At 62.3% G+C, this 11,887-nt stretch carries 10 protein-coding genes; 4 read left to right on the top strand and 6 right to left on the bottom strand.

Annotation, left to right across the window (positions count from 1 at the left end; translation table 11 throughout):
* Positions 1-18: 18 nt before the first annotated feature.
* From C0Z18_RS30645 to C0Z18_RS30635, 3 genes are all read left to right on the top strand, one after another.
* Positions 19-1,716, top strand: coding sequence for a glycoside hydrolase family 32 protein (locus C0Z18_RS30645; protein ID WP_102649212.1), 1,698 nt, complete (start codon positions 19-21; stop codon positions 1,714-1,716).
* Between the two features lie 74 nt (positions 1,717-1,790).
* Positions 1,791-2,372: a nucleotidyltransferase domain-containing protein gene (locus C0Z18_RS30640; RefSeq protein ID WP_102649211.1), complete on the top strand. Its 582-nt coding sequence runs from the start codon at positions 1,791-1,793 to the stop codon at positions 2,370-2,372.
* Positions 2,373-2,949: 577 nt separating this feature from the next.
* Positions 2,950-4,176 (top strand): MFS transporter, encoded by a 1,227-nt coding sequence (locus C0Z18_RS30635; RefSeq protein WP_102649210.1) that lies wholly within the window; start codon positions 2,950-2,952, stop codon positions 4,174-4,176.
* Here the strand turns inward: C0Z18_RS30635 and C0Z18_RS30630 are convergent.
* Positions 4,173-5,114 carry a LysR family transcriptional regulator gene (locus C0Z18_RS30630; RefSeq protein WP_102649209.1) on the bottom strand — a complete coding sequence of 314 codons (942 nt, stop codon included), beginning with the start codon at positions 5,112-5,114 and terminating at the stop codon, positions 4,173-4,175. The genes C0Z18_RS30635 and C0Z18_RS30630 overlap by 4 nt on opposite strands.
* Positions 5,115-5,283: 169 nt before the next feature.
* Between C0Z18_RS30630 and C0Z18_RS30625 the strand changes: the two genes are divergently transcribed.
* Positions 5,284-6,795, top strand: coding sequence for a CoA-acylating methylmalonate-semialdehyde dehydrogenase (locus C0Z18_RS30625; protein WP_102649208.1), 1,512 nt, complete (start codon positions 5,284-5,286; stop codon positions 6,793-6,795).
* Between the two features lie 95 nt (positions 6,796-6,890).
* Here the strand turns inward: C0Z18_RS30625 and C0Z18_RS30620 are convergent, their stop codons facing one another.
* The 5 genes from C0Z18_RS30620 to C0Z18_RS30600 form a co-directional block, all read right to left on the bottom strand.
* Complete coding sequence (locus C0Z18_RS30620; RefSeq protein ID WP_102649207.1) at positions 6,891-7,730, bottom strand: VOC family protein; 840 nt, start codon at positions 7,728-7,730, stop codon at positions 6,891-6,893.
* A gap of 12 nt (positions 7,731-7,742) precedes the next feature.
* Positions 7,743-10,118 (bottom strand): DNA polymerase II, encoded by a 2,376-nt coding sequence (locus C0Z18_RS30615; protein WP_102649206.1) that lies wholly within the window; start codon positions 10,116-10,118, stop codon positions 7,743-7,745.
* 328 nt (positions 10,119-10,446) lie between these two features.
* Positions 10,447-10,737 (bottom strand): helix-turn-helix domain-containing protein, encoded by a 291-nt coding sequence (locus C0Z18_RS30610; RefSeq protein ID WP_233217558.1) that lies wholly within the window; start codon positions 10,735-10,737, stop codon positions 10,447-10,449.
* A 7-nt stretch (positions 10,738-10,744) separates the two neighbouring features.
* Positions 10,745-11,119 carry a type II toxin-antitoxin system RelE/ParE family toxin gene (locus C0Z18_RS30605; protein ID WP_102649204.1) on the bottom strand — a complete coding sequence of 125 codons (375 nt, stop codon included), beginning with the start codon at positions 11,117-11,119 and terminating at the stop codon, positions 10,745-10,747.
* 401 nt (positions 11,120-11,520) lie between these two features.
* Positions 11,521-11,887: AAA family ATPase (locus C0Z18_RS30600; RefSeq protein WP_158244334.1), on the bottom strand; the 367-nt coding region annotated here is incomplete at its 5' end.

Raw genomic sequence — 11,887 nt, 5'->3', positions numbered from 1 at the left:
CGAAGCACGGAACAACGTATGAGAATCCTCGCTTCCAGCGCGCCTTTTCGAGTCGCGTCGCTTTTGTTCGCGAGTCTCTTCGGACTACAGGCGGGCGCGGCAACGTGCGCCTTGCCTTCCCCCGAAGATACTGCGCAATGGCGGCCGGTCGTGCACTACACGCCGCAGTGCAACTGGATGAACGACCCGAACGGCCTCGTCTACGATAACGGCCGTTACCATTTGTTCTATCAGTTCAACCCGCTCGGCAACGAATGGGGCAACATGTCGTGGGGTCATGCAATCAGCACGGACCTCGTCCATTGGCGAGAACAGCCGCTCGCCATGCGCGCGAACGCGTCCGAGGAAATCTTCTCGGGTTCGATCGTCGCGGATAATCGCAACACGTCGGGCCTCGGTACACCCGGCCATCCGCCCCTCGTCGCGCTCTATACGAGCGCCTACCAAGCGGGCTCCGGGCACGCGCCCGGCACGCAGGCGCAGTCGCTCGCGTACAGCCTCGATCACGGTGCGACCTGGCAACCGTACGGGAACAATCCGATACTCACGCTCGATCCCGAGTCGAAGCAGTTTCGTGACCCGAAGGTATCGTGGTATGCGCCGGGCGCGTATTGGGTCATGACGACGGTAGTCGCCGATGCGCAGGTCGTGAAGCTTTATCGGTCCGACGATCTGATCCACTGGCACTTCATGAGCGACTTCACGCAACCGGGCGTGCCGCACGATGGCGCGCTTTGGGAAATGCCCGACCTCGTTCCTCTGGCGCTCGACGACGATCCGCGGCGAATCAAGTGGGTAATGATCGTCAACGTCAATCCGTGGTCGATCGCGGGCGGCTCGGGCGCGATGTATTTCGTCGGCGATTTCGACGGCCGCACGTTCAAGCCCGACAACACGGCGCCAGCCGGTTCCGATCCCGCCCGGTTTCGCTGGGTCGATCACGGTGCCGACTTCTACGCCGCCGGCACGTTCTCGGGTACCCCAGGGTCACATCCGATCGCCATCGCCTGGATGAACAACTGGGATTACGCCGCGCGGGTGCCGACCGCGCCGTGGCGTGGGGCAATGACGTTGCCGCGCGAGTTCGCACTGAAGAGCGTCGACGGCGAGCCTCGACTCATCGTTCGACCGGCACCTGCATTCGAAAAATGGGCCGATGGACAACCCACGGTACGCCTCGGCGACTGGGCGGTCGAGTCGGCTTTGCGCGAACTCCCGGCCGCGACGCGCGGCGTGGCTCAACGCATTGCATTGACGCTCACCATCCACGATGCGCGCCGCGCAGGGCTTGTGGTGAGGCGTTCGGCCGACGGTCGAACCGGCACGAAGATCACATACGACGCCGAACGACAAACGCTGACACTCGACCGCTCGCAAGCGGGCGAATCGAATTTCGCCGCGACGTTCAGCCAGCGGCACATCGCGAACCTTCCCCTCGAGCATGGAAAACTGAGGCTGGAGATCATCGTCGATCGCAGCTCGGTCGAAGTATTCGCGAACGGCGGCCGCGTCGTACTGACCGACCTTGTCTTTCCGAACCGCGACGCCGATCGCATCGCGCTATTTTCCGAGGACGGAAATGCCCTGTTCGGCGAACTGAGCGTCACGCCATTGCAGAACATCGATCAGAACGGCGCGTGCGCTGACTCGAGAACGACGCAACCGTCCCAAGCGAATTTAACGACCCACCAGGTGCAATGCACATCCGCGATGTAGAATAGACATCTCGGCGGCTACCCATCCGTTGTAAATCACACCTCATAGATGTGTATTGCACATCAAATTATGCGATGAAGAATGCCATGCTCAGTGAGCTGTTCGGCGGAGTGCAACGCTTCGCACTGCTTCGCTTACTCTATCGTGACCCAACGCGCAGCTACACGACGGTTGAGCTTTCACGGATGGCCGGCGCGGACCGAGGCAACGTTTCTCGATGGTTACGCAAGTGGTCAAAAGTCGGCCTAGCAAAGCGGACCGAGCACGGCCTGCATATCACTTATCAGGCAGGCGATGACCCATTGCTTTCGAGCCTCACCGAGATGGCGCGCAGGAGTGATGAGATATTGGACGACATTACGCATGCCCTGCCGGATGAAGTCGAGGCGGCGGTGGTGTTTGGGTCCGTTGCCCGAGGGGAAGAATCCGCAATATCGGATGTCGATGTGCTCGTTTTAGGGGACGGATTAAGCAGCCTAAAGATCAATGCTCGATTGAAACCCGTCGGCCGAAAGCACCATCGAGAAATTCACGCCACGGTTGTATCTCGAAGAGACTTCGAACAGAAGCTCGCCGCCGGGGAAGGCTTTGCCAGCAACGTTGTCTCCCGCCCATTTATCCCGCTCAAAGGAAATTTCGACTATGCCTCTTCGTGACCCGTTAGCACTGGCTCGGGACCACCCGGAACTGGTCCGCCAAGAACGAACTCGTAACAGGCAGACGATCCAGTCCCAGTTGCGTGCGGCAGTTCAGAAATTCCACGATTCCCGGCATAGCGGAGTATCGGGGCCAACCCGATTAGATGCGGCGTACGACGCAGTTCTGTTCTGCGCGTTAGCGGTCTTTGCTGCGCAAGGATTCCGAATCTCTTCAGGACTCGGTCATCACCGCATCGCCTTGGAAGGACTGGCCTCAACCCTCGCGGCCTCGGCAGTATCCGCCACGACGAGCTCGAGACGCTGCTGGACCTGCGCAACAGTAAATACGATGGGTTCGATTCCGTTGACGATCAAACGTTACGCGACGCTCTTCAGTTGGCGACCGACGTTCTCTCGTCGGTATCGGAATGGCTCAAACAGAACCATCCCGATTTGGTCGCCACTGCGTAACAACGCCACTCAGCGAAACGGTCCATTTGCCTCTCGCCACCACCCTCAGCTCAAGCGAAGTTTTCGCGGCACCACTAGAATGGCTGCTTTGCGCGTAAACCCCACTTGATCACGGCAGTAGGCGATGCACCACATTGAAGCAGCAAAGAGTAAAACGGCCTGGGTCCTTCTGGCCTTGGCCGTAGGTGGCTTCGCGATCGGCACGACCGAATTCGCGACGATGAGCGTTCTGCCCCTATTCGCCCACGGCCTAGGCATCAGCGCCCCCGTCGCCGGCCACGTGATTAGCGCATACGCACTGGGTGTGGTCGTCGGCGCGCCGACGCTTGCCGTGCTCGGCGCGCGGCTCGATCGCCGCGACTTGCTCATTGCGCTGATGGCGCTGTTCGCTGTCGGCAACACCTTGAGCGCGCTCGCGCCGAACTACCACTGGATGCTCGTCTTCCGTTTTATCAGTGGATTGCCGCACGGCGCCTATTTCGGCGTGGCCGCACTCGTGGCGACCTCGCTCGTCCCCGAGAATCGCCGCACCGTCGCGGTCGGGCGTATGTTCCTCGGCCTGACCGTCGCCACGATCGTCGGCGTGCCGTTCGCAAACTGGCTCGGGCATGCGATCGGCTGGCGCTGGAGCTTCGGCTTTGCGGCCTTCATGGGCGCCGTCACGATGACTTGCGTGCGCCTGTTGGCACCATCCACGCCGGCGGCAACCGGAGCAAGCCCGCTACGCGAGTTGAACGCGCTCAAGCGCCCCCAGGTTTGGTATACGCTCGGCATCGGCGCAATCGGTTTCGGCGGTCTGTTCGCCGTCTATACCTATCTAGCCAACGTCCTCGCCTCGGTCACGCATGCTTCGATCGGTACCGCATCGCTCGTGCTGAGCGTCTTCGGGATCGGTATGACGATCGGCAACCTCGTCGTGCCGATGTTCGCGGACCGCGCCGTGATGCGCACGGCCGGGCTGTTGCTCGTGTGGAGCGCATTGACCCTGCTGGCCTTCCCGCTCGCCGCGCCGAATGTCTGGGCGGTCGCGGTGGATGTCTTCTTGATCGGCATGGGCGGGGCACTGGGCACCGTCTTGCAGACACGATTGATGGACGTCGCGGAAGACGCGCAAGGGCTCGCCGCCGCGCTCAATCACTCGGCGTTCAATACGGCGAACGCGCTGGGACCGTTTCTCGGGGGCCTGGCAATCGCGGGCGGATTCGGCTGGACCTCGCCGGGATGGGTCGGCGCCCTGCTTGCACTCGGCGGACTCGGGGTGTGGGCGGTGGCGGGTGCCGCGCAACGCGGCGCCGACCGGCGTGCCGCGCAGCGAACGCGCGCGGCTTGCCAGACGCTCGTCCACGACTAATCCAACGGGAACCCGTCCTTGAACGTCTGCCGCAAGAAGTCGATGAAGCTTTTTACGGCTCGCGCGACCTGCACGCCGTGGGGCCGCACCACATGCAGGTGCGGCGCGAAGGCGCCGACCGGACGCCACGCGTCCAGCAACACCGCGAGCTTGCCGGCGCGCAGCGCGGCTTGCGCGGTAAAGTCCGGCAACAGCGCGATGCCGAGATCTTCGAGCGCGGCATCGCGCAACGCCTCGCTGTTGTTCGCCGAGAGCGGTCCGTTCACCGTCACGTTCACCCGTGAACGCTCGGTGCGTCTGCCGGCTTTTTCGAACGACCACACGCCCGAGCCCACCGGACGAGGATAGTAAAGACAGTCGTGCGCGGCGAGCTCCGCCGGTGTGCGCGGCACGCCACGCTGCTTGAGATAGGCGTGTGTTGCAACGATCACCGAACGCGTGTCGCACAGCTTCCATGCCACGTGCGTGTCGGGCACGTGAGCGCTATGACGGATCGCGAGGTCGAATCCCTCGCTGGCGATCGAGCTTAGACGATCGGAAAGCTCGAGTTGCACGCGCACCTCCGGATAGGCGCGCGCGAACTCGGCGAGACGCGGCACGAGTTGCTGCCGCGCGAACGCCACCGGCGCGGTCACGCGCACCGTGCCGCGTACGACATCCGCCATTTCGCGCACGCTCGCGAAACTGGCCGCGATACGCTCGAAGTCCTGCCGCGTGTCGTCTACCAATTGCCGGCCCGCTTCGGTGAAGCGGACGCTGCGCGTGGTGCGCTGCACCAGCACGACCCCGGCGGCGCGCTCGAGTTCGGCGATACGCTGGCTCACGGCCGCCTTGCTCACGCCTAGCCGCGCCGCCGCCGCCGTGAACGTGCCCTGGGCAGCAAGCACGTTCAGCCAATGCAAGTGCGTCCAAAGCGCCTCAACTTTCTGTGTATCCATCGATTCGCCCCCCGCAACGGATCGATGATAGCACTGGGCCCTCCTATATTTCAGCCCTGCTCCTTTCGATTGTTCGCCATGCAAAACAATCAATTCAACGGCCGGCGCTTTTAATATGGTCCGTGGGTTCGTACACTTGATCGCATCGACCCACTAACTAGGAGACGGCATGCAAGCCTATACCGATTCGGCAGACGTGATTCACTTCATTGGCGGCAAGACGGAACGCGGCGTAGGCGATCGAACGCAGCCGGTCTTCAACCCCGCGACCGGTGCGATCGCACGCCGCCTCGTGCTGGGCGAACTCGCCGACGTCAACGCGGCGGTCGCAAGCGCGAAAGCCGCCTTCCCGGAGTGGCGCGACACGCCGCCGATCCGGCGCGCGCGCATCATGCTGCGCTTTCTCGAACTGATGAATCAGCGCAAGGATGAACTGGCGGCCATCATCGTCGCCGAACACGGCAAGGTGTTTTCCGACGCGCAAGGCGAAGTGGCGCGCGGCATCGACGTCATCGAATTCGCGGCCGGCATCCCGCAGTTGCTCAAGGGCGACTACACGGAACAAGTTTCGCGCGGCATGGACAATTGGACCGTGCGTCAGCCGCTCGGCGTCGTCGCCGGGATCACCCCGTTCAATTTCCCGTGCATGGTGCCTTGCTGGATGTTCCCCGTGGCGCTGGCCGCCGGCTGCACGTTCGTGCTCAAGCCGAGCGAACGCGATCCGTCGGCGTCGCTCTTCATGGCGGCCTTGCTCAAGGAAGCGGGACTGCCCGACGGCGTATTCAACGTCGTGCAAGGCGATAAGGTCGTCGTCGATGCATTGCTCGAGCACCGCGACGTGAAAGCCGTCAGCTTCGTCGGCTCCACGCCGATCGCCAATTACATCTACGAAACGGGGGCGAGGCACGGCAAGCGCGTCCAAGCATTGGGCGGCGCGAAAAATCACATGGTGGTCATGCCGGATGCCGACATCGAGCAAACGGTGGATGCATTGATCGGCGCCGGTTACGGCTCGGCGGGCGAACGCTGCATGGCCATTTCGGTTGCCGTCCTCGTGGGCGACGTAGCCGATAAGATCGTGCCGCGCCTGGCCGAACGTGCCCGCAAGCTCGTCGTGAAGAACGGTATGGAGCCCGATGCGGAAATGGGGCCGATCGTCACGCGGCAGGCACTCGAGCGCATCGAAGGCTACGTCGCGACGGGCATCGAGGAAGGGGCGACGCTCGTCGTCGACGGCCGCGGTCTGAAGGTGCCCGGACACGAGAACGGCTTCTTTACGGGCGGCACGCTGTTCGACCACGTGACCCCCGAGATGCGGATCTACCGAGAGGAGATCTTCGGACCGGTACTCTCTTGCGTTCGCGTAAAGGACTTCGCCGAAGCCGTCCAACTGATCAACGATCACGAATTCGGCAACGGTGTGGCCTGCTTCACGCGCGACGGCAATGTCGCGCGCGAGTTCGGCCGGCAGATCGAAGTGGGCATGGTGGGCATCAACGTGCCGATCCCCGTGCCGATGGCGTGGCAGGGCTTCGGCGGCTGGAAGCGTAGCCTCTTCGGCGACATGCACGCGTACGGCGAGGAAGGCGTGCGCTTCTATACGAAGCAAAAGTCGATCATGCAACGCTGGCCCGAAAGCACCGAAAAGGGCGCCGAATTCTCGATGCCCGTCGCGAAGTAAGCCGGTTCGCGGTTCCGGCCGCAACGAACGCGCCGATCCCGGCCAGCATCGGCGCGTTTTTTGTTCCAGCGCTCGAGGCTCGGAATGGGTGCGTTCTATCGGCGCGCGATGAATCGCAACGTCACGCCATGCGCGAGCGCGCCCGGTATCGAGAGCATGCCGTCGCCTCGCTCGCACGCCACGCCGTTGCGCCGCAGCGTCTCGGCAATAAGCTCGAGCGACTCGACGTTGAACGTGAGCGAGGAAAGATACGGCAGGGCACGCGGCGCGACCTCTTGCGACGTCGCTCGATCGCGCTCTTGCAACCGCACGTCCACGTCCGCGCACGGGACTAGACGGACCGTTTCGTCGATCGCGCATGCGCTCGAGGCCAAGACGCGTTCGTATCGTTCCGCGGCCCGGCTCAACTGGCCGGCGGCAATATCGATCGTCACGGCGGCGAGGCTTGTCACGCCGTTCGGATGGCCGGCCTGTTGCGGCTGGTGGGTCAGTTCGGGCGTCAGGTGCTCGCAGGCGTAGACCAGCCCGCCAGGCGTATAGGACAGATCGAGTTGGACGATTTTGAAGTGCGCGAGGGCATTGCCGCGTGCGCCGAGCACAGGCCGAGACAAGCTCACGGGTGCTTCGGCCGGAAGACCCGCGGCACACCAATCGCGATAGAGCGCTTGCGCATCGCCGGTTGCCACGACCATGGCGGCGGCGCCGTCGCCGTGTTCGAGAAAGCGTGAGAAATAGGCCGTCACCGGATGCGGCCGGCGTACCGTCAGCAGTTCGAGATAACCGTTGCCGAACATTGCGCAATGGTTTTCGGAGCCCACCGAGTGGTAGCCGCGCGGCGTCAGCGAAAAACCCATCCGCGTAAAGTCGTCGCGCGCGGCATCGAGATCGCGCACTGCAATGACGAAATGGTCGATCCCGGACAAGTGCCGCGCCATTCCAAGCTCTCCTTAGAAAAGCTTTTGCTGACCGCTGGTCAACGTCTCGAAGTCATCGTTCAACAGAGGCAGTATCGCATCCGCCACCGGCTGCAACTGATTGGTGAGGTAGTGCTGATAATCGAGTCCCGAGCGCCGGGTTTCAAGCGGCTCCGGTCCTGCGCCCGTCATCACGTAGCTGATCCAGCCGCCCTTCTGGTATTGCAGCGGCCGCCCTTGCTGCCGGTTGAATTCATCGGCCATGCGTGCCGCGCGCACGTGAGGCGGCACGTTGCGCTCATAGGCCGCCAACGGACGACGCAGCCGCTTGCGATAGACGAGCAAATCGTCGAACTCCCCGCTCAGCGTGCGGCGCACGTAATCGCGCACGTAGTCCTGATACGGCTCCCGCCTGAACACCCGCAAGTAGAGTTCTTGCTGAAATCGCTGCGCCAGCGGCGTCCAGTCGGTACGCACCGTCTCGAGTCCCTTGTAGACCACCTCCTCGCGGCCATCGTCCAGCAGCGTGAGGCCCGCGTATCGCTTCTTGCTGCCTTCATCGGTCCCACGGATCGTCGGCATGAAAAAGCGCCGGTAATGCCGCTCGAACTGCAATTCCAATGCGCTTTCCAAGGCGAAGCGTTCGTGCAAATGCCGTCGCCACCAGTCGTTGATATGCGCGACGAGCGCTCGCCCGATTCGCGTGGCCTCTTCTTCCTCGCGCGCGCGATTGAGCCATACGAAAGTGGAATCCGTATCCCCGTAGATCACTTCGAATCCCTGGGCCTCGATCAACTCGCGCGTCTTGTGCATGATCTCGTGCCCGCGCATCGTGATCGAGGAAGCCAGGCGTGGATCGAAAAACCGGCATCCGGTTGAGCCCAGCACCCCGTAGAACGAATTCATGATGATCTTCAACGCCTGCGATAGCGGCTTGTCGCTATCGCGCTTGGCCGCTTCGCGCGCTTCCCAAATCTGTGCCACGACCGCCGGCAAGCCATGCCGAGTGCGGGAAAAGCGTGCGCCGAGAAAGCCCGGAATCGAGTCCGCGTCGTCCGGATGGCGCAGTCCTTCGATGAGCCCCACCGGGTCGATGCGAAAGGTGCGGATGATCGACGGGTACAGGCTCTTGTAATCGAGCACCAGCACCGAGTCGTACAGGCCCGGTCTCGAATTCATCACGAAGCCGCCGGGACTCGGCGCACCGGCGACGTCGCCCAGATTGGGGGCGACGAAACCGAGCCGATGCATGAGCGGCATGTAGCGATGCGTGAACGCGGCCACCGAGCCGCCGCTGCGATCCGCCGGCAAACCGGTTACCGTCGCGCGCTCGAGCAAGAACGCCAGCAATTCGGTTTTCTCGAAGATCCGCGTGACTAATTCGCAGTCTTTGAGGTTGTAATGGGCGAGCGCCGGCTTATCCTCGTCGAAACGGCGTTGAATCTCGTCCATGCGCTGATACGCATTGTCGATGGCTTTGCCCTCGCCAAGAACCGCCTGCGAAACGTATTCGAGACTGAACGAAGGAAAACTCCAAGTCGCCGAACGCAGCGCCTCGATGCCGTCGATGATCAAGCGGCCGGCGGCACCGGCGAAGAAATGCCCTTGCGTGAGGCCATGTTCGCGCCACTCCATCGCGCTGCCGTCCCGGCCCAGCCGCAACGGCACGTTAAAGCGCTCGGCGTGCTCGCGCAGGATGCGCAGATCGAACTGCACGAGATTCCAGCCGATGATCGCATCGGGATCGTACCGGGCCATCCATTCGTTCAGCCGTTCGAGCAACTCGGCACGGCTTTCGCAATAGTCGAGATCGAAATCGACCGCGCCGTCTTCGCCGTTGGCCGGGCCGAGCATGAACACCTGCCGCTGGCCGCAGCCTTCGAGTGCGATCGAATAGAGCTCTCCTTGAGCACTGGTTTCGATGTCGAGCGACACGAGCCGCAATCGCGGCCGATAGCCGGACGCGGGCTTCAGGTCGCAGTCGAGCAGCAAACCGCCGCCGCCCGGGCGGCCGATGAACGACACGGGTGCCGTGATGAAACGCTCCATCATGTACCGGTCGGGCGGGAAGATATCCGCCTCGTACACATCGACACCGGTCTGCTTCAAACGCTTTTCCGCTTGCGTGAGCTGACGGTATTGCTGGCTGTATAGCCCCAGCACCGGGCGATGATGGAAATCGCGCAATTCGAGCGGACGCAATTCGATCCGTCCGGACGGCGCTTCGCGGCGTAAAACGCGCTCGGCATGTTCGCGCTGAGCGGCCGGCACGAATGCAACGGACTCCTGCGGGCGCAGGCGAAGCTGTCGCGGCCCGTCGTCGGTCGCCAGCCAGAACACGACCTCCGTCCCAGCCGGCGTGTCGCGCCAGTGACGGGTCAAGATGAATCCTTGGTTCTGCGTTGCCAAACACCTGCTCCAACACGGTAGGTCCGCCGGATTTTACCGTCCGCGGCGAGCAACTCCGTTGTGCCCGCCCGTAGTCGAAAAGTTTGCGCGAGGTAAAAACCGATATCGTTCAGCGACTTGTGACGCAGTCCGCACAGTTGTACACAGCCTTACCCCCAAAATCTGTGAATAAGTTGGACCAATGGGGCAAAGGCTTAGCCACGTTGAGACGAGGGGAGCTTCACCGACTGGCAAAGGGCGAGGTCACCCAGCGCCGGCATCGCGGCAACGCGGTCGAGAACGAGGCGCCGTCTCAAGCCGGCCAGGCAGTGACGGCGCTCAAAGAACCTTACAGCAGGGCTTCCAAGCCCTTGCGATCGACCAGATCGAGCAATTTCAGCGACGGACCGTTTGGATGCTTTTGCCCCTGCTCCCATTTCTGCACCGTCGAGATGCTTGTATTCAGGCACGCCGCGAAAACCGCCTGACTGGCCTTGGCGCGCTGGCGCAGTCGTCGAATCTGCGCCGCGCTGTACTGCTTGATGGGCGGCAGGCACAACGCATCGAACTCTCGCATCGTCACCGCATCCATCAGTCCGATCTCGTGCAGGTCTTGCGCCGTCTCGTGCAGCGTCTTCATTAGTCTGTCACTCATCGCTTTCCACCTCATATAGCTTGCCTGTGCTCAACGCTTCGTGCAGTTGCCGAGCATCGTAGCCCAATAGCTGCGACGCCAGCCGTTTCAATGTCTCTAGCTCGTTGTCGCTCACGTTTGACCGCTCATTTTTTGCAAACCCGAACACGAAGAAGGCTCGGTCACCCACCCGCAACGCCAGCAGCGTACGCACGCCCCCGCTCTTACCTCGTCCACCGATGCGCACTCGCTTCTTGAACACATGACCGCCGAGGTTAGCATCGATCAGCCCTCGGCTTATCTCATCCATTGCCGCAAGCAACGCCGTATCGCACAAACCTTCTTTGTCGGCCCAACGCGCAAACATTCTGGTCTTGAAGACCCGCATACCGCTCCTTTTCACATTATAGCACTTGGTGCTACAGCCAAGCACCGCCCTTGCTGGCCGCCTCCTCATCGAGTGCGGCCAGTCAATCTACCGTCTTGGGCGCGCACAGTTCGAAATCGATCCGATTTTGGGCCGTTCGCCCGGGAGGTCAACGCGTGAACCATGCGTCGTTTTGGCGTCCGCGCGCGCCGGCATCGCCCGGCTGAACCAAACAAATTCTCAATCTTTTGGCGGCGCGAATCGAGCGGGGCGCACCGGGGCGATGCCGACCATGAAGAAATCGTCGCAACGGTTTAAATAGGCCAATCTTGACGAGGAGGAAATGCGGAACTAGCTCGATGCGCTCGGCGATTCGACGCCCAGGCACGGGCCTACGTAGGGGGCGTAGCGGTGGACGGCCCCTAGTCCACCCAACGCCACGCCGGGCGATCCAATAGTCCCTGACCGGCGAGCGCGGTTTCCGAGAACGTCTTTTCGAGTTCGAGATGGTTGCATTGCGCGTCTTCGTCGAGCGCTGCCGCCAGCCTCGACGAATGTGAAATGACCCAGATCTGGGTACTGCGCGCGGCCTGCCGTATCAAACGCCCCAGCGCCGGCATCAAATCCGGGTGCAAGCTCGCCTCCGGTTCGTTGAGCACCATTAGCAGGCTGTTGAAGTATCGCCGTCGTGGCGCAGCGGTGGCTTTCCACAGCGCTGCCGTGCCGATTCGGGTCATGTCGTTTTGATGCTGGATTTCTTTAATTCTGACCGATTCGATGTCATTTGCT

The organism is Trinickia dabaoshanensis (assembly GCF_002879885.1).
GTDB classification, from domain to species: Bacteria; Pseudomonadota; Gammaproteobacteria; order Burkholderiales; family Burkholderiaceae; genus Trinickia; species Trinickia dabaoshanensis.
The sequence above is the reverse complement of the archived record's forward strand: the minus strand, read 5'-3'. Positions and strand labels throughout refer to the sequence as shown.